Origin of the sequence: Vibrio nitrifigilis (assembly GCF_015686695.1) — a bacterium.
GTDB lineage: Bacteria > Pseudomonadota > Gammaproteobacteria > Enterobacterales > Vibrionaceae > Vibrio > Vibrio nitrifigilis.
Map to the genome: position 1 here is coordinate 931,144 of NZ_JADPMR010000004.1, position 22,600 is coordinate 953,743.

A 22,600-nucleotide genomic window follows, 5' to 3' on the forward strand; every position below is an offset into this window, starting at 1 on the left:
AACGCTACTCTCTAGTCTTCGTTAAAGTCGATATCGATGAGCTCTTTAAGATCATCTTCTTGATAACGTTTCACCGCTTGCAACGCCGCCTCGCCATCAGCCTGATCAAGCGATTTTGCTCGGATAAGGTCGGCAGGATCTGACACCATTTTGGCTAAATTAGCTCTGGTTGCGCAGCCTAAAGGCCCAACAGATTCATAAGGTTTAGTTGTCCATGTATCTGGGTTGTGAATCTTACAATCGGGCACACTGACAACTAACGCCTGAGATTGAACACGCAAATCCCAATGATGCTTTTCTGCCTGATAAACTTTTGGCAATACGCGAACCTGTTTCGCCCCAATATTTTGTAAAACCACTTTTAACTTGTCAGCGAACTGCTGTCCCTGTGTTGTGTATGGTTGAACAGTAATGGTCTGCCTTTCAATACGGCCTTGATTACCCAATAACGTATTGAGATCGTGCAGCGAAGTCGCACTTAAGCCTTGATTGGGTGATACCGTTAAAGACACAGCAGACAGACTTGGAGTCACCTTTATTGGGTAATGCTCACCCGTTGCAGTCGTCTCATTACCCTCTCGCCAATGATTAATCGTATGCTCACACCCAGACAATAAAACGCAAGCCAGTGCTAAAAGAAATGTTGAACGCATAAATAAGTCTCCAAATACTTAGAACAGATAGCCCGCAGTCGCTTGCTTAGGGGTAATATTATCGAGAGGCTTGATGCCTTTCCCCGGGGTCTGTAATTCACCAGCTTGAGTTGGGCTAACCACATAAGCGGTGGCAATAATGACCAATTCAGTTTCATCTTTGTCATGGGAAGAGGATTCAAACAGGTGACCAAGTAACGGAATTTCACGTAATCCGGGAACACCATTAATGGTTTCATTCACATTCGAACGTAACATCCCTGCGAGAGCAAAACTTTGTCCACTTGCTAGCTCAACGGTGGTATCTGCACGGCGCACTTTAAACGCAGGAATGGTGTTACCATCAAGTTCAACCGCTCCTTCATCAGACAAGTCGCTGACTTCTGGAGCGATATGTAGGCTAATACGGTTTGGCGACAACAATGTTGGGGTCATGCGCATGATTACCCCGTATTGTTTGTAATCAATAGTAATGTTGTTGTTGGTAGTGATGATGATTGGCACTTCACCACCGGCAGCAAATCCAGCGGTTTCACCGGACATCGCGGTTAAGTTTGGCTCAGCCAAAATACTGGCTAATCCATCGGAAGAGAGCGCAGATAATACGCCAGCAAAATTGCCGCCGTGTGACACTCCGCCAAGCAGTGCATTTGACACATCACTTCCCGCGAAAGCGCCAGTCGAAGCATCAAACAGTGATGTGCTGGTATTGCGCAAGAATGTGTTCCCATTGTCTAACAACGCTTCCCAACTAAACCCAAGCTCATTACTTAAACTGCGCGCGACTTCTACGATTCTCACACGAATGTTGATCTGAGCAGATAACTCCACTTTTAATTGATTCACAATACGAACGCTTTGACCACCGCCCCCTTGCGCGCCTTGGGATCCCTGACCACCTTTACTGGATTTAGCATCAGTGCTCCCCCCAGTAAACGCTGCGATAGCATCCACCACTCGTTTCGCCTGTTGCGGGGTTTTTACGAAACCACGAACAATGATGCCATTCTCTGTCGAGCTAAAAAGTTTGACTCTTGCACCTTCGATCTCGGTATTAATTTGCTTAGTCAATTGTGGGAGGTTAAAGCCCGCTTTAATCTGTGTGGCCAAAATCACCTGATCTTGGTCATTCAACGCGTAAAGTGTCGTTGTCCCTGCTTTTTTTGCAAACACAAACAAACTCGTCGAAGAAGGCATTTGGAAGCTGGCAACTGATGGGTTAGCGATCAATACCTTAGTGGCACTTTGGGGCAACGTCAGCAGTTGACCTTTGTTCACCATAAGTTGAACAGTCCCTTTCACTTCAACCTGACTAAACCGTTGAGCGGTAAGCGCTTTAACATCATTATTTTGGTTCATCGCCATTGCTGGCTGAGCCCACACCGCGCTAAACATTAAATTAGCTAACGCGATAGAGGCAAAAAACTTTCTTTTGTGCGAAAAAGTCTTCATTGATACAAATTCCTAATAGTCACAATACTGTGATAAATGAAGGCATTAGAATTAATTAACGGGTAACCGTTACTTGGGATGTTTTATCGCCCATATATTGGATGACTTGCGGCTCAGTTCCCTCGGTACGCAACGTAGTGTAGATACTGGTAGCGTCCGACATGGTAGTGACAGCGTCACTTACATTCACTAACGATGTTTGAGAGGAGTGACTATCAAAATCGTTCACAGCCCTTAAAGCGAGTTGTAATGTACCGACTTCTTTCGCCACTGCTAAGATTTCTGCCTGTTTAGGGCTAACTTCTAGCGTTACCGTTTCAGGGTAGAGCTGCTTCTCTTTTTTCTTCGATTGGCCGTCGCGTACTTCAACTTCACTGCGTTCCCTATTATTAAGCGCTAACACTCGCACATTGGTCACTAAAGTCTGCGACGCAATTTGCGGAGCACTAATACGAGAGCTTGCTGAAGACGATGCATCCTTAGGGGGCGTAATGCCCAGAATCACATCCACATGATCACCCGCTTGTACAAGGCCAGAACTACTGGCAACAGCATTAGTAGGAATAGCCACCGCGCGTTTCCCTTTCGTCAGCACTGAAGCAATAAAACCAGGTTGGCCTGGCTTGACGACCATGGCATAAGTCATCAATTGCCCTTTCTTGACGCTGCGGCGAACGGTCGCACCATAATTACTCGCCAAATCTACCGAGTCCTTCATGATGTAAAGTTCTGTTGGGTATTTTTCGTCAACTTGATGCCAACGAATTTCACTACCATCGATAAAATCGCCTGGTTCGATATCACGAGTCGCCATTAACACGGGCGTATACACTGGAGCCGGCTGCTGCTTAACGACAGGATGCGTAACCTCTGGGCGCGGCTTGGTCATCATACCTCGCGCAACAAAAGCACCGCCAAGTGCGATAACAAGTGCACCAGAGACAAATAACACTGATGAAATTTTCATTGAAAATACAATCTCTAATGAGTAAGTGGAGTCGTAAGGGACAATACTGCACCAGCACTAATGGCTAACCCGTAAGGCAAGCCCGCCGTGGTCGGTTTACTATAGGCTGATTCAGGAATGGGGATTCTTAACCAAGGTACGAGTGCCGAAATTTGTAAAATACGTTTAGCACCAAGCACCTCAATAACACGTACGAAAGGCATCATAAACGCTAAAAAACCGCCCGCTAACGCTGTGATTAGCAAAAATGTCACTTGGTTCTCGCCACCAACCAACAAACATAACACCGCCATTAATTTCACATCGCCAGCACCCATTTGACCAATAGAAAACAGCGCAAAACCAATCACTAACACAGATAACGCTCCGATTAGCGACCAGCCAAACTGCGATGAAGCCTGCTGCCAGTTCAATTGGGCGTAACTCCCCGACCCCATAAAAAATAACGCGCCATTACCGATTACGATCAGCAATAACAAGAGAATTAAGTGGTTATGAATCTTGCGATAAAACAAATCACTAAAAACGACAATACTAAGAGGTACAATTAAGCTATTGAGTATAAATTGATTATCCATAACCACACTTAACCAACAATTATTTGGAATCAGTTGTTGCTGTATCAGTAATTTGGTCAGCGATTGAAGCAAATCGCTCTTTCAAGGCCGTCACAAACACACCATCTGAACCAAAAATCACACCGATTGCAGCAGCCATCGCGGCAGCAAGAATGCCGTATTCAATTGCGGTGACACCACTTTCGTCAGAGATAAATTTTTTAAGTTGAGCTTTCATTTTGTTCCCTTCCATTAATAAACACTGAGGCAATTTACAAATTCTCTTGCCTTTTGATGTCGTTATTAAGATTCATTCTCATTTGCATTTCAATAGAAGAAATATTAAGAATGCTTAATGATGTAGGAATTAGGGTTTTCTAATTGACTGTTTTTCCGTAAGTTATTAGGCATAATCGAATTCCTTTATTAGGGAAAACGACTCTAAACTTATTATCACAAATTATGAATTTGTTATGGTATATCAGTTGCTATTGATAACCATTATCATTACTATTGGCTCGTTTGTAACGTTTTGTCAGTTTTGTAAAGTAAGGGAAAAGTTCATGCGCGTCCTCGTCGTTGAAGATGAAATACCGGTGAGTCACTGGATAAGCAGCAAATTGCATTCACATGGCCACAACTGCAAACTTTCGGCTAACGGAAAGCAAGCTCTAGACTTAATTCAAAACGAAGTATTTGATGCCGTGGTTCTGGATAATATGTTGCCTGAAATGACGGGTATTGAAGTGCTACAACAGTTATCTGATGGCTCTCATCCCCCTATTTTGATTCTGTCAGCTAATGACCAAATATCTTATAGAATCAATGGGTTGAAAGCAGGAGCAGATGATTATCTAGGTAAACCTTTCGATTTTACTGAACTTTTATTACGCCTAGAACGTTTGTACGCACGTACCCACAAGAACAGCACAAGCTCAGCGTTAAAAATCGGCAGTGTATCCATTGATCTTGAAGAGCAAGAAGTCACCCGTGATGGAAAAAAGATATTACTCACCAGTAAAGAATTTAAATTATTGCAAGTACTGGCTGAACATAAAGGTAAAGCTGTTACCAGAAATATGTTGTTAGAACGTGTATGGGGATATCATTTTGATCCACAAACAAACATCTTGGATGTTCACTTATCAAAACTACGTAATAAATTAAATAGTAGTCATGATGAACAACCCATCATAAAAACCATTCGCTCAGTGGGTTATTCATTAGGATAAAACATGCCGGTAAAATTAATTATACATAGTAGCAGCTTTCGCCAAGCTGCTTATGTGGCGTTCTTTTGTCTCATTATTTCATCCGCATCTATTTTATTAAGTGACAAATTATTAAAAAACGTCATGCATGAACACGTTGAAGGCATTATTCTCGACGATATAAAAAGTAAGCAGACGATGAATCTGTTTAATAAAAGTCGTGAATTAAGCCAATATCTGAGCCAACGTGAAGTCAGCAACCAATATGATGAGTTAATTACCTATATTCTTAACGAATACGGCACGGTAATTTACAGTGACTCACAAATATTATCCGCTGAAGAGCTCAGTTCGATCGCCACATATCAACATAAACACATCGCTATGCTGACTTTTCACAAGCCCAAAAAAGAGCTGTTTGGTATGGTTATGCCTATTGCGGACGGCGGATATTATTACGCGTCTTACAACATGTCTCCCATGCTTAATAGCACGCGCATCATACCGTTAATGACAGGAGCGGTGTTGTTTACCGTCCTACTTTCTATTTTGCTAATCAGTTTACCCTTTAGTATTCGTAATCTATTACGGGTGAACCGTATATTGAGTGTTATGGGTGATTATTCCCAGGGCCGTCATGATGTGAGAATTCATGATCAAGGCTATAACGATGAATTTGGCCGACTCAGTAGTGAAACCAATTTACTGTTAAGCCGAACGCAACTGTTAATGGAGCAGGTTCGCACCGCCAACAGCCATATTGCCCATGAGCTAAAAACACCCTTAACACGTCTGAAAAATCGTTTAATTAATACTTCAGAAATGGTTGAAGGAAAAGCGTTAGATGAGCTTGATGCTGCTGGAATGGAAATTGACCGAATTTTGTATCTTTTTCGCGCGATCATGCAGCTAACAGAAATTGAAAATGGCCAGTTATCTCTGCAACGTAAACCGATTGATGCATACCACCTTTTATCCGAAGTCTATGAGTATTATGAGCCATTACTAGAGCAAAAAGGCATTGAATTAAAAATCAAAGCAGAAAAGAAACATATTTTTCATGCTGATTTTGCACTTATTTTTCAGGCAGTCGCAAATTTATTAGATAACGCGATTAAATATGCGCCGAACAGTAGCGTCATTAAATTGAAAATAGATAAACAACTGGATGTCACTTTAATTAAAGTCATCGATCAAGGTCCTGGTATTCCAACTGAAAAGATGCCAAATGTATTAAAACGCTTTCAACGTTTACACAAAGAAAAAAGCATCGAAGGTTTTGGTTTAGGCTTGCCTTTTGTACAAGCTGTTGCTGAACGTCATCAGGGTCACCTCTCCTTGATAAATGGTCAAAAAGGACTGGTCGCCACCATCAGTTGCCGTGATTTGGTTTCAGGGTAATAACCCATCTTTTAACCATAAACTCCCCTAGTCACTCGGTGTTAGGGGACGTTTTTATGGATGGCTCTCTGGCGCTAGGCGCTACATCACCGATTCTCTAATGACGACTTTGACTAACGCTTGCCATACTCTTGCAATCACACTTTCACCTTCACCATCGATGATCACTTGACCTCTCATTTGAAATTGAGGCGCTTGTTGTTGAGCGCTCTCTAACGTTGCAAGATAAAGTGCTTGTTTGGGTTCTGGTACCTGTGTTTGCCGATTGATGGTGGCGGCGATACTCCCTTGATAGGGCGAGCTGAGCTCTGGATGAGCCTGCAAATCCGCAATTCTCCCTTGAGCTAATGTGTTCAATTCCACGCTCAGTGGCGCTTGATTCAAGTTTTCCGCAATGAACTTTCCCTTAGCTCCAACCTTAACTCTCGCTAACTGTTGCTCATCAATATACGCTTCAACGCGACTGTGTCCGGTGCTGATGAGCGTCGCTAATGGTTGCCCTGTCATTAACCAATCGTTATTAGCTAAGTGCGGGGTAATATCGACAAGCTTTCCAGAAAATGGGGCTCGAACAGTCAATTGCTGTTTTAATAACATCTGCTGTTCTAATCGCTGGCTTACCGCATGTAACTCATCTCTCACGATTCCCAATTCAGACGATGCTTTGGTATCAAATGGGTACGACCGAATCTGTTTGATTAAAGATTGTTTACGATAAGTCAGTTGTTCAATGGTTTGATCTAATTCAGGGGAAGACAATTCAAACAGTATCTCCCCTTTGTTCACCCTTTGGCCTTCCTGAACGCGTTGATTTAATAATTGTGCATTACGTGCGACAAACAGTGTTTGCTGCTTAGCGAGCCATACCGCTGGCGCCTTGACCGTTTGCTGCCAAGGAATCAATAACATCGCCAAGAGCAGCCCAGTAAAGCACAGCGTCAGTTTGGTTTGTATGTTTAACTTCATCTTTGATTTATTTTTTACCCAGATTTGAATTTCACGATAACAAGGCATTAATAAAAAGAGTGCAATATCAATGATACACAATAAGATACCTAGCGCTTTAAACGCTAAATGATAAACGGCTAAGGCAATGCCAAAATACATTGTGATGCGATAAATCCACATAGCAAATGCGTAGCACAACACGATTTTTTGCCGCTTAGCCGACAACGGTTCTGGAGGATTATCTTGCCAGCCCCATAACCATTGACGAATCTTCCACTGGGCTATTTTATTAGCACGTTGCTGCAAATTGGGCATGTCTAACCAATCGGAAAAGATGAAATAGCCATCAAATCGCATTAACGGACTCAAATTGACAGACAATGAAAGCAAAAAAGACGTTGTCGCTAATGTAAGCAACACACTTTGTGCTAATCCCGGTGAACAAAAATTCCATAGCAGTAATGCCCAAGCGGCAATCATAGCTTCAGTTAGCAGTCCGGCTGAACTGATGAGAATGCGCTGCTTTTTGTGTGGTATGCGCCAAGCTGTTGTCACATCGGTATATAACACAGGCCAGCAGACAATAAAATTAATGCCCATGGTCGCAACCCGACCACCATATTTCTTACAACAAAAGGCGTGCCCTAATTCGTGGAGCACTTTAACGCAGACCACAGTCATGACTGAAATCACGATGCCCGATGTTGAAAATAGATAAGAAAATCCGTTGGTGAATTGCTGCCACTGATGGGAGGCTAACCACAATCCTAAACCACCAGCCAAACAGCTAATCGCCATAAACGTGCGCGTCATTAAGGGCAAAACAAAGGCTAAGCTTGATGTTAACCAACGATCCGGACGGCACAATGGGATACGAAAGGATAAATGGCGTTGAAACAACCAACGATACCAAGTCACAGCCTGTTTACTCTGTTGATATTGCTTGTGAATCTGTTCTGCGGGTGCTTGCACCAACTGGTTCATCTGTAAAAAGCGCACGAACTGAGTGAGCTGCTCAGTGTTTGGCTTCAAGGTTGTCCCTGCGCGAATCTTATCTAGTAATGCAGTGGGAGATTCGACCCAATGCGCAATCATTTCAGCTTCTAACCAACCCAGTTGGAAAAACTGATTACGGATCGGATCTTCTAACGTCCACTGTGGTGCACCATTGCTAGCAGCAGGCGCAGGGTGCAAGCGTAATTCTTGGCGCAGCACCGGCAAAGTTTGCAGAGAAGGTTGTGGCATCATAACCCACTCCACCACAAGCGAAGATGTGCCAGCGGGCGGCGAAATAGATAGTAAAACACCGATGTTTTCTCGCCATATACTTTTGCAATGCCCTTAAGTCCCATCGTAGGAGAGTGCTCCGGTGTGACTAGGCTGGCTTTCAATATAAATGCGTAGTGACCATCGTTTTGCAATGTTGAGCGGTACGCAACGGTTCTCAGTTTTGCATGAATGGGATCGGTTGGCCGACTATTAAGGAACAAGCGGACTTCATCACCGACGGCAAGATCCATACGATCTTCCACCGCTAATTGAACTTCGATTTCGGTTTGCTGCGGGTCCGCAATATCCATAACAGGTTCACCTAAACGCAGTGCTCGCCCTACCCAATCACCTTGATCGGCAAACAGAGCAATTCCCCCTTGCTTAGCCAGAACCGTGGTTTGCGCGACTTTCTTTTGTAGATACACCACTTGAGAACGCGCCAAATTCCGCTTTCCTTCTAATACGGATATGCTCGCTTTACGGCTGGCATCATAAAAGGATTGTTGACGCGCCAAACGTAATTCGGCACTGGCAATTGACAGTTGTTGCTGAGCTTGCGCTAACTGGTCATTAAGCTGTTGTGAATCAAGATCAAATAAGGGCTGCCCTGATTTAACGACACTGTTAGGTTTGACCAATATCTGATCGATTAATCCATCGATTGGCATTCGCACAGTCAGCGTATGTGACGAGACTACCTCAGCGGGTGCCAATACGGTTTGCCTTACGGGAAGTACCATCACACCAAGCAACACTACGGCAAATACGGCTGCGACACGGCGGTTTTTAACTAGTGCAGGCAGTCGCTTTACATGATTACGATTCATACTTTGCCACACATAACCGTAACTATCCGCGACAAAACTGAGTAGGCGTTTTTCACGAATCGATAGTCCATGTGGGCGAGATAGCCATAAACCAGCCATCAACTCTTGATTAGAGTCGAGTAATGGCACCCAAATTAACTGAGCAGAAAAATAGTCGCGCGCTTCTCGATGTTCATCTTGACTCCATTTTGTTTGATCTACGCAATGTATTGTCGTAACCAGCTCACCTTGCACAATCTGCTGACTTTGCCGCGCCATAAACTGGGCAAACGGCGCCTGTTTATCCACTCTCATCACCGCTGAAGCACCGACTATTTCTCGCTTTACCCCATCCCACAACATAGCCTGATCATAGGTCACGAGCTCGTGGGTTTGATTAAGAATAATAAATTGCAGTTCCTTGATTGAACTTGCGGCGCGAGCTTTTTGCTGCAACTGTAATACCGTGAGCAGCGCACTTTCAACGCCACTGCTAATTGACTCAACATTAGGACTCATCGCGCACAGCCTTTGTTTCTACTATGCTCAATTGTGCATTACCACTCATACCTGGCATGAGCAATAGCCCATCTCGGTTTTTGATTTCACCAAAGACTTTAAATGACTGACTTAACGCATCAATCACGCCGCCTAATCGAGTAATGGTCGCGGGATAGGTTTTGCCGGTTTCGTCTAAATGAATATGAAACGTTTGGCCAACGTTTAATTGCCTCACCCAACGCGATGGCACAATCATCTCTACTTCGTAGGCTTGGGTGCTGTAGATGTTAAGTAATTTTGTTCCTTCACTAACAAATTCACCGGGTTCGACCATTCGCTCGGACACTCTTCCTGAAAATGGAGCTTTAATATGACAACGGTCGACCATCACTTTAGCAATGTCTTGCTCTGCCTGTGCTTTATCTAAATCGGCCTGAGCTTGCCCAACTTCTAATACGCTATTCGATTCTAATTTATTTAATCGTTTCGCAATGTGGTATTTCTGCTGCTCTAATGTGGTATCCGCCACAGTATGACGATATTTCGCCTGATAGATGGCACATGCCACACCGACGATTTCTTGTCCCTTATTAAATCGGTCCCCTTCTTTAAAGGGCAAATCACTTAAGCGCCCTGAAATTTCGCTCGAGACCACCATTTGAGCTTCTGGTTTTAACTGAACGCGAATACCTTCGCTACTTACCTCAGGCTGCGCCTGAACGATAAAAGAGCTGCATAATGAGGCAGCCATGACGACTGCCAAAGAAAGGCGACGGGCTACCATTACTTCGCTTCCTGCGTTGGTTGGCTCGTGTAATCTTTAATGATCGCGGTTTTTAAAGATCCTAGAGCTTCAAAAGCAGAACCGTATTCAGATTCAGGCAACGTCGGCTTCGCAGCGACGTGCTCTTCAGCGATGACTTTCGAATCAGCCTCAGATGGATTCAACTCAGCTAGCCACTGCTGTTGCTGCTCCGTTAATTTCCCTTTAATGAATCCTTGGCGCTGCTGCGCAATCGCTTTTGATAAGGTATCAACAGAACGATCGTGAATTTTTGCCGGTAATGGATCCAGACCTGCTGCTTGATAAATCGCCCCATATGCCGTGTACGCTTGCGCCAGTTGCTGATCACGATGACGAGTAATTAACGCCGTTTCAGTGAGCATTTGTATCTGTTCTAAACGAGATTTCATATCGCTTTGGAAAGCACTTTGCGTCTGTTTAGCAATACTAGTTTGTAACCGCAGCAATTCGCTCGCTTGTGCATATTGCAGTTGTGATTGGCGATATTGTTGCCATGCCACGTTGACTTGAGTCAACACCGCCATACGCAATGCTTGACGGCGTAAAGTCGCTACGCTTTGCTTCGCCTTACCTGCGTCTTTGATCGATGAATATGAGAACACATTCATCAAGTTCCAGCTAACCCGCACCCCGGCATCAGCCCAGTGCTGATTAACCAAAAAGCTATTACTGTCGTAATGGCCTCCAACAAACAGTGACGCGCCCGGTAGCAAGTGAGTTAATTGCGAACGGGTTTCTAACACGGCATTACGCGCTTTATAAATTTCCTCGTTGATTTCCGGACGGTTAACCATGGCTAAACTTTCAAGATTATCCAAACTGTAACCGACGCTCGGTAGCTGAGTCGTTTCTGGTTTAATAGGGGCAAGTTGGTACTTTGTTCCTGGCGCTAAATTCATCAACGCAGCTAACTGCGCTTTTGCCATGACCAACTCACTGGATAGATTCTGCAATTGGCTGATCATTTGCAGTAAACTTTTTTGATATTTTAACGCATCAACTGGGGCGACAAGACGTTCTTTCTCCATCAATTTCGCTTTGGCTAACGCCAATTGGGCTTGTTTTAATGCCTGTGTCACGCTGGGTTCCAATTGCTGTGCGGTCGCCGCTGCCCAATACGCTTTGCGCACTTTTTGGATAATATCCGACACAACCGCGCGTCGTTGCTCTTCTGCGGCTAACACGTTGTTACCTTGCGCTTTAGCGGCAAAATATCCAATTCCGAAATCAAGCACATTCCAGCTCATTGATAAATCAGCATTTGCTAGCTGCTTTTCTTGGCTGGTTGATGCCTCCAATGACTCCGTGCCGGTTGATACCGATTCACTTGATGACGCCGCTTTATTATCACGAGTTTTCCAACCGGCATTCGCTGCGATAGAGGGCAACAAATCATAACGTTTAGTATCAAGCAGTTGATTTTCATACGCATGTTTCATCAGAGCTAATCGTTGTTGCAGATTATATTTCACTGCTCTAGCCATCGCCTCTTCAAGGGTAATTGCATGAGAAATGGGCTCTTGATGAGCAAACATGGCTAATTGATCTTGTTGCAATAGATCGAGTTTCTGCTGATCAGTAATACTTTCAGGGGTTAAGGAACAACCCGATAAACCGATACCCACCAAGGCGGCAACAGTAAGACTTAATGCGGATTTTTTTAAATTAAGAGTTGTATTTTTCACTAAGGGTTACCACTACGATTAAGGCTGACGTCTAAAAGACGGCAACAAACAAGTTATTGAGGCGCATGGTTCGCCATGCACCTTGTTGATAGAAAATAGTGTTATACGTGAGTTAGCTCCGCTAACCAGAGTTGATTGTTGTGCTGTATTGATTGCTGGCTGGTCTGTTGTGCCTGCTGTTCTAATGACGCTCCCATACCCGTTTGAGCATGTTTTACATCGGATATGTCGACTTTGACCTGATGACGATGACCTTGAGCATCTTGAACAGTGACAGTAATTGCATGACCATCAAGCTGTTGTAACGCTTGTGGCGTCACGGTGATAACGCCTGTTTGAGGATCAATCCACACACCAGCCGGCAGTGGTGCGCCATTATCTTGAGTAACAGCAATGACAGAACGCCCCTCTAGCTGAGAGAAGAGATCGACCTCGATGTTATTTGCATCTTCAATCCGGTCAGACTCAGCTTCTGCGGTGATAAACGAAGAATCATCTTGGGTCACATTGTACAAATCCTGCAACCATTGGGTTGTTTGCCCAACTGAAACAATGGCATCTGACACTTGATTGGCGATACTTGCTAATACCTCACTATTGTTGGAAACCATCGAAGTGAGTTGCTGAGAATGTTCATTGATACCGGGGCGGTTTTGCTCAGCACTATGAGCGTCATTGAGCTCTTCACGCTGCTGCCAAACGACAAGGTCTGCGTCTGAACTAGAGTGTTGACTCGTTTCTGTCGCCACCGTTAAAGTAAACGTAAATGAGGTACGCAACCCGGCACTGTTTACAACATTGATCGTCACATCATAGTGCCCACTTTCCGTTGTTTCGCCAGATAAGGTTAAGGTGTTCGCATCGAAGGTAACCCCATCAGGTAAGCCACTAGCACTCCAAGTTAAATCCAGATTTTGTGGATCAGTCACCGCATTAGCAGAAAACTGATAGGAGAATGACTCGCTTGGTTGAGTCGTCACGCTTGGGTCGTCAATCTGAACTTCTGGAGTGGCATCCGCCTCTGATAGTGCAACAGCTAAAGTCAATTCAAAACTGGTCGATTTACCGCTACTGTTTGTCACCGTAAAGGTCAAGATATAATCACCAACAAGCGTTGGGCTGCCCGTTATCGTTTGCGTATCTGCATCAAAGGACAAACCATCTGGCAGGCCATCTACAGACCAAGTGAACTCCAATTGCGCGGGGTCGGTAACAATATCATCAGGTAATGTGGCTCTGTAACTTTCGTGCGTTTGTCCTGCACTTAACGTGTAATCGCCCAGCTCAACCTCTGGAGCTTCTACTTTAGCAACCACATCCACTGTCCAAGTATTGCTTGTCTCACCACCTGATGAATCATTCATGGTGATGGTAAACGCAATACTGTCGCCGATCGCTGCGTTATCGGCAGCGGTATATTGCACACTTTGCAGTAACGTATTAACGTCAGATTCGCTCAATGCCGCGGTGATGGTTAATACAAAACCGCCTTCAGAAGAGTATTCATAGGTTGCGACCTCCTCACCCTGATAGCTGATTGTGCCATCATTAGCCGTGTAACCAGAATCACTATTGAAGCTGATATTGCCACTCGATAAGATCGTATTTGATGCTGTTACACTAAAGACAAAGTTTTGGTAAGAATCCGTTAATGCTTCATCTGCATCTGATACAGAGATGATTGGCATTAAGGTTGTACTACCGCCGACTTCAACATCTAAGGTGTAATCCGCTACTTGATAATAGGTAAACTCTGCATCACCAACGAGCAAATCACCATTGTCAGTGACCTTTAACGTTGCATCATTAGCGTTGATCGCGGTGCTGTCGATGACCGTCAGCGAACCATCACCATCGATACTAAAACGAATGAGTTGGCTATCACTGGTTGAGACATACAAAATCTTGCCATCAGCAGAAAGAGCCGTATCAACAATATCACTTAACTCTAGACTGGAACTCGCTGAAAAACTCTCACTCTCTGTATCAAAGGAGTAAATCGTAATCCCCGAACTGGTGGATGCATAAATAGTGGAGCCGTCTGCAGAAGATTCTAAATCGATGATACTACTGTTAATTGAGATCGAATTACCATTACTGTCTGTGTTTCCATCACGGATGTAACTCACCCACTCTAGGCCATCTGTTGTGATCTTATAAGCGATTAAGGTCGAGGAGGAATAGTAATTCGTCGTCACAAACAGATAATCACCCGATGTTGTGATTGCGGTTGGACCATAAATATAAGGTTCACTCCAAGCACTACTGTAATTGCTAACGCTCGTCAGTTCGCCACTCGCACTGTCAATTTGGTACGCATATAAACTGTAACTTGATGTAAAGAAAAGATAGCTACCATCATCGGACAAGGTAAAGTTAGCCATCGCTTGGTAAACAGCATACGTACTTTGTGTTAATGAAACGACTTGTACCTCGGTAAATGTCCCATCTTCACTGACGCTGTATACAGTGATTTCACTGTAGGTAAAACCATCACTATCTGCTTCTGATTTGATGACATAAATATCACTGCCATCATCATTAGTAAGTACTGAATCCACTGCGGTGTCGGTGCTAGTCGCGGTATAGGAAAGATAAGTTAAGGCACCCGTTTCAATATCAACGGAATAAATCGCTACATTGCCTGAACTGTCTGCAATATATAATCGTTTGCCATCTTCACTAATGACTGAATCCGTAAGGTCAGTCAATTGATCTAAATCCGATGAAGAGGTAATAGCACTCAGAACGCCTGTCGCATACAGTTCACCGAGCGATGCTTCTGGGACATCATTTTCATTGGTAAAATTGATCGTAACGCTATGTGTCTCCGACTGATGACCAAAGCTGTCTGTGACTGTCAGCGTTACGGTAGAACTGTCCGGCAACGCATCAGAATCGTTAGTGTAGGTGATCAAGCTCAGGATATTATTGACATCATCTGTGGTTGGAACGGTTTGGTACTCTTCTGTAAAAGTAATGGTTAACCCATCGTCCGTCGATTCAACCGTCGCGATAACCACACCATCTTTAAGAATCTGTTGTTCTTGATAGGTGTAAGTCGTGTCACTATCGATCGTCAAGTGACCATCAGTACTTGAATTATCTGTCGTGACCGTAATAATGGCTCCCGAGTAGTTACCTTCTCCCCCATTACGCGCATCCATCTCAGTATCAGAGAGCGTGGTACCCGATAAAATCGTAGTCTCGCCACTATTTTCGGTGTAAGTCACGTTGTTATTATTCACCGTGATATCGGTTGTCTCATTGGCGTTTGTGCTAGCAGAAAGAGACACCGAACTATCGATACTGCTTGAGCTAGTAGTCCCATCACCTTCAACGACAGATAAACTAAATGATACATTACCGACGCGATCTTCCGTAGTCGTGCGATACTGGATATTGTTGATCAGCGATTCCGTCGAACTTGCATCTGCAGAAACAAAAATAACCACGGTATAGACACCATCCGTTTCCATGACTTGGTAATACAAGCCATTCACAGTTTGAGGTGCACCGCTAGTTGTGTTCAAAGTAATGATGTTTCCATCTACATTTAGAGTATCGGTTGAATCAGCACCCTCAACCGTGATACTTAGTTTCCATATCGGCTGTCCCGCTTCAACGGTATCGATGCTCGCATCAGAAAATAGTGTCACATAATCATCCCCAGAAACCATATCGATCGTTTTTCCTGATCCATTAAGCACGGGAGCATCGTTGATATCGGTAAGGTTTAACGTCACATTAAGCGTTGATGTGGCACCATCACCATCATCAAGCGTGACATCTAATGTGACTGATGAACCTGCGGCATCTGGGTCATCACTGGTATTTTGATACCCAATCTGGCGTAATACTGACTGAGCTGTTGCCTGAGAAACCGCCGCAGTAAATGTAATAGAAACGCCTGATTCACTGGCAGTCCATGTCGCAACCGCATTCCCATCGAGATAAATTTGTCCATTATCCAGAGTAAGACCATTGTCTTCCAAGAAAGTATAACTATCACCGCTGGTATCAGACGTATCATCTCGGTTTATGGTAATAGTCGCGCCGTTATAATCGTCCAGAGCATCTAATTCTGAATCACTTATGACGCCCGAAGGGACAATGGCTACTGCCTCATTACCTTCTGTGTAATCAACACTCGCCGTGCTGTAGGAATACACACTAACTGCATCGGCGGTAACGGTAATGATTTCATCACTATCCGCGGCGTAAGCAACCGTTGTTACCCCACTGCTAATTTTGGCTGCCGACGAATCCATTGTGGTGCTAGTCCCTAGCGAGCCATCGCTTTCTACTGCATAACTGACAACCGAAGTACCAAAAGTAAACAGTGTTGACTCATCCGAACTTAAAATTAGCTGGGAAGTATCATCAGCGACTGTTTCGGTATCGACCACTTCGTAATCACCCGTTTCTTGGTTAAGAGACAGGGTAATAACTTCAGTCGCATCGCTACCCACTTGCAGTGCATACACTACACTGCCATCGTCGCTTGCGACCAAGGCATTCACATAATACTTTTCACTACCGGTCACAGCTCCTGAATACGTTAATGAACCATCTTGGTTAACAGCAAAAATGCTAACAACTTGGTTATCGCCCGTGCTACTGCTAACAAATAAGGTACTGCCATCTCCAGAGAACGTTAGCGTGTTGTTCCCGCTGATACCTTCAACGTCGTTTTCTCCTGCCGTTTCCGTATCCATCAAGCTGAGTGATGAACTATCTTCACTGCTTGCTAAGACATAAACACTGTCTCCAGCCGTCGCATAAAGATACCCATTATTGTCTTGAATATCAGACAGCGCGGCAGTACCAATAATATCGGAAAGATCTGTCGAGCTAGTGTAGGTCAACTCTCCGGTCTCTGAGTCTCGACTAAAAGTCAGTAATGTTTGATTAGTTTCGCTATAAATAGTGACTTGAGATTGATCGCTGGAGAATTCAACTAAGCTGACACCACTGATACCATCCGTTAAGACGTCTGACAGATCGCTATTATGAAGGTTTTGCACAAGTGACAGTGACCCGTCATCGGCAATAGCAAATACCGATACAATTGAATGACTGTAGGACACGGCATAAGCATAATTACCATCAGACGATACAATAAGATCATCAATGCTGGAGGTCACATGATCGTAAATATTGTAATCGTAGATGCTTTGTGAGGAAGTTGATTGAGCAGTAATCGTATCTTGGTCAGTGGTGACTTCTGGTGCATTGTTGTCAACGTCTGACGTACTGGAAGACGTTGCCTCATCAGTCGTTGCGGTAGTTTCTGTATCGGCAGTGGTGGCCGATTCATCTGAAGCCGATGCCACTTCAGAACTTGTCACAGCGACATCGGCGTCAAATACAATCCTAGGCTCTAACGCAAATGCGTGAAGAGATGTGTCAGTCAAAAACCCTTTCATATTATTCCCTAGTCAATATTAGTTAATAAGGTGCACGTAGTAGTTACGACGTATATCTTGAGCGATATCTTCTAAAGCACTTTCAATTTGAGACTCACCACCAGCAAAACTGCTCGCGTCAGCAAAATACATATTGTCTGTACCTTCCGTACATGTGAGCATTCCCGGGCCAGCCACTTTATCGAAAAGAACGCGACCAAATTCAGTAGGGTCCCCCGGACGCACACCGATGAAATAAACATGAATGTTGTTCTGTCGAATGCTGCGACATAAATCAATAAAACGTTGGCGAGCAAACCCAGTCACGTCATCGTTCACTTGATCGTCGACAGAAAAGTTGTAGCTGTCTGTATCAAACCAATCCCCTGTAGTATTGGCCAACATAATAATGGCTTTGTAACGTTGGCTCTCTTCGCCAAAATCGAGGGGTAATTGAGAATCTCCCCAACCATTACTACCACGCATCTGGGGTGAAAGACTGGCAGCAGCCCAACCAAGCGCAATCGCATAGTTAACGTTAAACCGAGACGTCATTTCATCTAAACGCTCATCGATTTTGTCAATATCATTAGTTAAAGGAAGTAACGGCGCATTAGGACACCCTTTATCAGCAACGATCCAGCGAGTATCTACTGCGGTTGAACCAGGATCGTCAGGGTTAGTCCCTACCCAAGAGATAGGATCGGCTCCCGGGCTACCATTCTCTGGCAAATCATGGCGATAATAGATACCAAACTGACCGACCGGTGATTGATCCCAATAGAAGTTCTCCCCGGCCCCCAAGCCGCGAAACATGCACAATAAGTGCGCTACGCGATCTGGAAAGCGTTCGTCGGCTAAACTATTAACCTTTCCGGTACGAAACAAACTTCGTAATTCACTCGGATTCAATGCGCCTGACGCTGCCCAACGAGTAATACGATCAGTATCACTGTCGTCATAAACATTGACAGACTGGCTGAAAGGAACGAGTGACAACCACCTTTTTTGATCAGAAGAATTGCCACTGCTAGAAGTTTGAATAAAATCATCAGCAAAGGATTTTCCTAATCGTTTCAATGCTGCGATATCAGCATCACTTTCAGAATTGGTATTTGGCAACATCATCGAGATTTCAGTGGGTCTTGCCATCACTTCGACAGTCGATGAAATCGTTTTATCGTCTAACTCTTCACCAAGCTGCACCGCCTCAACTTTGACATCGACACTCACTTTATAAGTGATGGCACCATCGCTGGTGGTCCCCGTCTGAATTTGCACGGTAGACAAATCCACTTGTTCTTGGAGCAAACTATCCATGCCCAAGTTATTGCTAATGTAGTCGCGCGCTATGATAAGAAGATCTGCCTTACTATCATTGTTACTGTTGGCCAATTCTTTGTAACCGATCGCCATGGCCGCAGCGTCAGTCGCGCGCTTCACTTGAGAAATGCTATCCACGGTGCGAGTCGTATCAAAACTGTACGCCATCACAGCAATGGCACCAGCAAAGACCAAAACCGGGAAAGGCATCACTGAACCATACTGAGAAGACATAAAGCGCTTAATTCGTTCTAAAGAACGCGCTACCAATTTGTGGATTACTAATCGTTGCCAAAAAGCCATGAAAGGAATCATTCGCTAATACACACGCCATTCAATAATGAAAATTCAATGATGAAGATGATAAGCATTCTCAACAAAAAACGTAGTGGCGAATCATTAATATTCGTTAATATTTAATGAGTATCAATGCAGAAGCAGAATGAAGCGGGAAAGAAAAATCAAAAGGAGCATGCGCTCCTTTCAATGAATAGATGTTACAAGATCAAACTGATCGCCCTTACGCGTTTTGCAGTGCGTCTAATTCCGGAATTGGCGACATCGCTTGGTGCCCTTCATCTAAATGCACAAAATCCACTAAGTCTTCGTTAGAGACTTGGTAAGCTTTACCAAACCCTTTAACGTAGAGACCTTGCTCCGGTGTCAGTTGATAAAGTTTGAAATCGCTCATTTTGCTTAATGTGCTAACGATGTCACCGAAACGTTCTGCAAGTTGACTGAGTACTCGAGTCCACAGTTCACTATCGCGTTCAACAAAAGAAGCTTGGGCGTCAAAGCTCAACCGTTTTCTGGCATACAGTTCTTTTGATTCACTTTCGTCTTCAATCATCATCATCGAAACTGCAGGATTACTCTTCACATTGCGAGCATGCTGCGCAATTTCTGAGATAAACACGAAATAACCCAGTTCATTATGCACAAACGGAGCATAACTGACGGTAGGCTTGCCCGATTCATCAACCGTGGCTAATTGTAGTGTTCGGCGAGTTTGGCGAAACTCGGCAATTTCTGGCTCTAAGCGATTTTGTAAACGCTGCTGCTTAACACTTTGGTCCATATCTAGACTCTCCGAATTAGAAATTAGTATTATTTTTAAGTTTTTGAAAAGCTTCTACTTGTGCAGGAATAAGTTGTCTATTCTCATCACGCCCTAAGTAAATTTTAAAAATACTGTCACCTTGCGGATCAAAAAAACCAAAATAATGGCTCTCTTTGCCCATGAATGCTTTACTCACCAACGCGATATGGGCCACGTTATCTAATAATAGATGACCATGTAGCTGTCCCGCTTCGCCCATTAAATTAAAGTAACCCCGAGCAAAACTGCCTTTGGGTAAAGGCGCTTTTATTTCAAATATTGAACCACCAGAATGAACAATGACCGTGACACTGGTTTGCCAATCAGCAATCGTCGTCAATATTTGCTCAGCATGGCAACCGTCTATCAACCTTGCCATCTCGGCAGGAAAAGCGGCGACCACTTCTTTTTCGCTCACCTGCAGCTGTTTTGCGATATCAGAGGGTAACGCTCGAGGATTCTCCTCTAGAGCTTCCGCAACCTTTGACTCAATACTCATTGGTGTTCCTTTTGTCTTTATTTTGTGCCGATAGAGGACTGCACAGACGAATTATCAACTCTGCTATTGGTGGCACTCTCACCACTTAATCTAAACATAGCATATTGAATATGATAACCATTCTCAACAAAATACCGGTGGATATTTATTAATATTCCTTAATACTCTAGTATTTCAACTCACTGTTATTTATATAAAATTGACTTTATCGCCCCTCAATTCACCTAACCACTTTGCTTACTATTTAAACCACAATAACAATAAGTTGTTCTCATTAGTTATTCATCAATTATTCAATTCATTGAATAAATTCCAACTATTTAATCATTTATATTCAAAATTGATTAAAAATAAACGTTTAAAATTACACGATAGTTAAGTATGATTCGCTGCCTGTTTGCGCAGGATTGCAGTTTATCTCTAATGATGGAGATAAAATCAGAAGATGACAGGTAATTCTTTATCCGCTAATTACCATTAAAAATACTATTAACGTCTCTTCTCGCAAACAGGATGTAAAACGACTTCAAGGAGAGCAGATGGAATTTTTACAATCCTTTTTTGGGTTAATTGGTGACCTTACCTGGGGCACGTCACTGATCCCGTTCCTAGTAATTTTTGGCGTGTTCTTCACTATCGTGACGGACTTTGTCCAATTCCGCTTTTTTAAACGCATGTTCAGCGTTTTGAAAAAACCCGCTCAGACAGGCAATAAAGACACCATTTCTGGCCGTGAAGCACTGTTGCTTTCAATTGGCGGTCGTGTTGGTGGTGGTAACATCGCTGGTGTTGCAGTCGCAATCACTCTAGGTGGCCCTGGTGCCGTATTCTGGATGTGGGCGATTGCTTTGGTCGGTATGGCAACCAGTTTGGTTGAATGTACCCTAGCGCAATTATATAAACGCAAAGACGGTAACGAGTTCCGTGGTGGCGCATCGCGTGCCATTGTTCACGGTTTAGGTAAAAACTACCGTTGGTTAGCAACCGCATACTCTGTATGTCTTATCGCATCTTTTGCTCTTGGCTTTAACGCGTTCCAAGGTAATACCGTTGCTGGTGCCGCTCAAGACAGTTTAGGCATTGATCGCATCTATACTGGTATTTTCCTAGCCATCGTTGTCGCCTTTATCATTTATGGTGGCATCAAGCGTATCGCCAAAACGGCTGATGTGATCGTACCGATCATGGCTGTCGCGTATGTTGCTATCGCTATTATCACTATTCTTATGAATATTACGCATATTCCACATGTTCTTACTGAAATTTTTGAAAATGCATTTGGCATTAAAACAGCAGTAAGTGGTGGTATGGGTGCAGCGATTGCACAAGGTCTACGTCGTGGTCTGTTCTCAAATGAGGCAGGTCTTGGCTCAGCACCTAACGTTGCAGCAACAGCCGATGTACCTCACCCAGTGAGCCAAGGTATTGCACAATCACTTTCTGTATTCATTGATACTATGGTGGTATGTTCGTGTACCGCATTCATCATCTTACTTGGTGATGTATATGTACCGGGTGCACAAGGGATTGACGGCGTTGTATTAACTCAGCAATCACTCGTGTCGCACTTAGGTGGTTGGACACAGTATTACCTGACGTTTGCTATCTTGCTGTTTTCTTTCAGCTCAGTAGTTTACAACTATTACTTAGGTGAAAACGCATTAACATCAATGACTCAGAAGAAATTGCCTGTTCACGTGCTTCGTTGGGCAGTGGTTGCACTCGTGTTTATTGGCGCAGTTGCACCTTCAGCGACCGATGTATTCTTCTTCTCAGATCCATTGATGGGTGTATTGGCGATCATTAACTTGCTTGCACTGATCATGTTGTTCCCAACAGCAATGCGTCTGCTACAAGATTATCGTAAACAGTTAAAACAAGGAATTGAAGAGCCTGTCTTTAACCCAGACGACTTTAAAGATCTTGATATTGACCGAGAAGCTTGGGTTAAGCAGTAATATTCTGCGCCCCTTTTAACCTAGCAAGAACAAGTAAAGCCAGTCTGTGAAGACT

At 43.9% G+C, this 22,600-nt stretch carries 16 protein-coding genes; 3 read left to right on the forward strand and 13 right to left on the reverse strand.

Features of this window, described 5'->3' with window-relative positions:
* Positions 1-11 precede the first annotated feature (11 nt).
* Genes I1A42_RS20570 through I1A42_RS20590 form a run of 5 tightly spaced genes read right to left on the reverse strand, consistent with a single transcriptional unit; the run spans position 12 to position 3,867 of the window.
* A complete protein-coding gene (locus tag I1A42_RS20570) occupies positions 12-653 on the reverse strand; it encodes a CpaD family pilus assembly lipoprotein (RefSeq protein ID WP_196124741.1) in 642 nt (213 codons plus the stop codon).
* Positions 654-671: 18 nt separating this feature from the next.
* The gene (locus I1A42_RS20575; RefSeq protein WP_196124743.1) at positions 672-2,105 is read right to left on the reverse strand and encodes a type II and III secretion system protein family protein; all 1,434 of its coding nucleotides are present in this window, start codon (positions 2,103-2,105) and stop codon (positions 672-674) included.
* A gap of 55 nt (positions 2,106-2,160) precedes the next feature.
* On the reverse strand, positions 2,161-3,072 hold the full coding sequence (gene cpaB / locus I1A42_RS20580) for a Flp pilus assembly protein CpaB (protein WP_196124745.1): 912 nt from the start codon (positions 3,070-3,072) through the stop codon (positions 2,161-2,163).
* A 14-nt stretch (positions 3,073-3,086) separates the two neighbouring features.
* Positions 3,087-3,650 carry an A24 family peptidase gene (locus I1A42_RS20585; protein WP_161154180.1) on the reverse strand — a complete coding sequence of 188 codons (564 nt, stop codon included), beginning with the start codon at positions 3,648-3,650 and terminating at the stop codon, positions 3,087-3,089.
* 19 nt (positions 3,651-3,669) lie between these two features.
* Complete coding sequence (locus I1A42_RS20590; RefSeq protein ID WP_161154179.1) at positions 3,670-3,867, reverse strand: Flp family type IVb pilin; 198 nt, start codon at positions 3,865-3,867, stop codon at positions 3,670-3,672.
* A 325-nt stretch (positions 3,868-4,192) separates the two neighbouring features.
* On the opposite strand from I1A42_RS20590, the gene I1A42_RS20595 reads away from it, so the two are divergent.
* On the forward strand, positions 4,193-4,861 hold the full coding sequence (locus I1A42_RS20595) for a response regulator transcription factor (RefSeq protein ID WP_196124747.1): 669 nt from the start codon (positions 4,193-4,195) through the stop codon (positions 4,859-4,861).
* Between the two features lie 3 nt (positions 4,862-4,864).
* A complete protein-coding gene (locus I1A42_RS20600) occupies positions 4,865-6,241 on the forward strand; it encodes a HAMP domain-containing sensor histidine kinase (RefSeq protein WP_196124750.1) in 1,377 nt (458 codons plus the stop codon).
* 81 nt (positions 6,242-6,322) lie between these two features.
* On the opposite strand, the gene I1A42_RS20605 is transcribed toward I1A42_RS20600, so the two are convergent.
* From I1A42_RS20605 to hutX, 8 genes are all read right to left on the reverse strand, one after another.
* Positions 6,323-8,437, reverse strand: coding sequence for an HlyD family efflux transporter periplasmic adaptor subunit (locus I1A42_RS20605; protein WP_196124752.1), 2,115 nt, complete (start codon positions 8,435-8,437; stop codon positions 6,323-6,325).
* Positions 8,434-9,786: an efflux RND transporter periplasmic adaptor subunit gene (locus tag I1A42_RS20610; RefSeq protein ID WP_196124754.1), complete on the reverse strand. Its 1,353-nt coding sequence runs from the start codon at positions 9,784-9,786 to the stop codon at positions 8,434-8,436. The genes I1A42_RS20605 and I1A42_RS20610 overlap by 4 nt, the downstream gene beginning before the upstream one ends.
* Positions 9,776-10,552, reverse strand: a complete 777-nt coding sequence (locus I1A42_RS20615) for an efflux RND transporter periplasmic adaptor subunit (protein WP_196124756.1) — start codon at positions 10,550-10,552, stop codon at positions 9,776-9,778. Before I1A42_RS20615 ends, I1A42_RS20610 begins: the two co-directional genes overlap by 11 nt.
* Positions 10,552-12,258 carry a TolC family protein gene (locus I1A42_RS20620; RefSeq protein WP_329604856.1) on the reverse strand — a complete coding sequence of 569 codons (1,707 nt, stop codon included), beginning with the start codon at positions 12,256-12,258 and terminating at the stop codon, positions 10,552-10,554. Before I1A42_RS20620 ends, I1A42_RS20615 begins: the two co-directional genes overlap by 1 nt.
* Positions 12,259-12,359: 101 nt before the next feature.
* Complete coding sequence (locus tag I1A42_RS20625; protein ID WP_196124759.1) at positions 12,360-17,687, reverse strand: beta strand repeat-containing protein; 5,328 nt, start codon at positions 17,685-17,687, stop codon at positions 12,360-12,362.
* An 18-nt stretch (positions 17,688-17,705) separates the two neighbouring features.
* Positions 17,706-19,292 carry a hypothetical protein gene (locus I1A42_RS20630; protein WP_230389682.1) on the reverse strand — a complete coding sequence of 529 codons (1,587 nt, stop codon included), beginning with the start codon at positions 19,290-19,292 and terminating at the stop codon, positions 17,706-17,708.
* Between the two features lie 217 nt (positions 19,293-19,509).
* Positions 19,510-20,067 (reverse strand): heme utilization protein HutZ, encoded by a 558-nt coding sequence (hutZ, locus tag I1A42_RS20635; RefSeq protein WP_196124760.1) that lies wholly within the window; start codon positions 20,065-20,067, stop codon positions 19,510-19,512.
* Positions 20,068-20,083: 16 nt separating this feature from the next.
* On the reverse strand, positions 20,084-20,587 hold the full coding sequence (gene hutX / locus I1A42_RS20640) for a heme utilization cystosolic carrier protein HutX (RefSeq protein ID WP_161154171.1): 504 nt from the start codon (positions 20,585-20,587) through the stop codon (positions 20,084-20,086).
* A 539-nt stretch (positions 20,588-21,126) separates the two neighbouring features.
* Here hutX and I1A42_RS20645 point away from each other — a divergent pair.
* Positions 21,127-22,545: an alanine/glycine:cation symporter family protein gene (locus I1A42_RS20645; RefSeq protein WP_161154170.1), complete on the forward strand. Its 1,419-nt coding sequence runs from the start codon at positions 21,127-21,129 to the stop codon at positions 22,543-22,545.
* Positions 22,546-22,600 lie beyond the last annotated feature (55 nt).

What these genes read in the sequence shown, in the direction of transcription:
- I1A42_RS20570 (WP_196124741.1), bottom strand. Translation starts at nt 653, where the DNA reads ATGCGTTCAACATTTCTTTTAGCACTGGCTTGCGTTTTATTGTCTGGG.
- I1A42_RS20575 (WP_196124743.1), bottom strand. Translation starts at nt 2,105, where the DNA reads ATGAAGACTTTTTCGCACAAAAGAAAGTTTTTTGCCTCTATCGCGTTA.
- cpaB (WP_196124745.1), bottom strand. Translation starts at nt 3,072, where the DNA reads ATGAAAATTTCATCAGTGTTATTTGTCTCTGGTGCACTTGTTATCGCA.
- I1A42_RS20585 (WP_161154180.1), bottom strand. Translation starts at nt 3,650, where the DNA reads ATGGATAATCAATTTATACTCAATAGCTTAATTGTACCTCTTAGTATT.
- I1A42_RS20590 (WP_161154179.1), bottom strand. Translation starts at nt 3,867, where the DNA reads ATGAAAGCTCAACTTAAAAAATTTATCTCTGACGAAAGTGGTGTCACC.
- I1A42_RS20595 (WP_196124747.1), top strand. Translation starts at nt 4,193, where the DNA reads ATGCGCGTCCTCGTCGTTGAAGATGAAATACCGGTGAGTCACTGGATA.
- I1A42_RS20600 (WP_196124750.1), top strand. Translation starts at nt 4,865, where the DNA reads ATGCCGGTAAAATTAATTATACATAGTAGCAGCTTTCGCCAAGCTGCT.
- I1A42_RS20605 (WP_196124752.1), bottom strand. Translation starts at nt 8,437, where the DNA reads ATGATGCCACAACCTTCTCTGCAAACTTTGCCGGTGCTGCGCCAAGAA.
- I1A42_RS20610 (WP_196124754.1), bottom strand. Translation starts at nt 9,786, where the DNA reads ATGAGTCCTAATGTTGAGTCAATTAGCAGTGGCGTTGAAAGTGCGCTG.
- I1A42_RS20615 (WP_196124756.1), bottom strand. Translation starts at nt 10,552, where the DNA reads ATGGTAGCCCGTCGCCTTTCTTTGGCAGTCGTCATGGCTGCCTCATTA.
- I1A42_RS20625 (WP_196124759.1), bottom strand. Translation starts at nt 17,687, where the DNA reads ATGAAAGGGTTTTTGACTGACACATCTCTTCACGCATTTGCGTTAGAG.
- I1A42_RS20630 (WP_230389682.1), bottom strand. Translation starts at nt 19,292, where the DNA reads ATGGCTTTTTGGCAACGATTAGTAATCCACAAATTGGTAGCGCGTTCT.
- hutZ (WP_196124760.1), bottom strand. Translation starts at nt 20,067, where the DNA reads ATGGACCAAAGTGTTAAGCAGCAGCGTTTACAAAATCGCTTAGAGCCA.
- hutX (WP_161154171.1), bottom strand. Translation starts at nt 20,587, where the DNA reads ATGAGTATTGAGTCAAAGGTTGCGGAAGCTCTAGAGGAGAATCCTCGA.
- I1A42_RS20645 (WP_161154170.1), top strand. Translation starts at nt 21,127, where the DNA reads ATGGAATTTTTACAATCCTTTTTTGGGTTAATTGGTGACCTTACCTGG.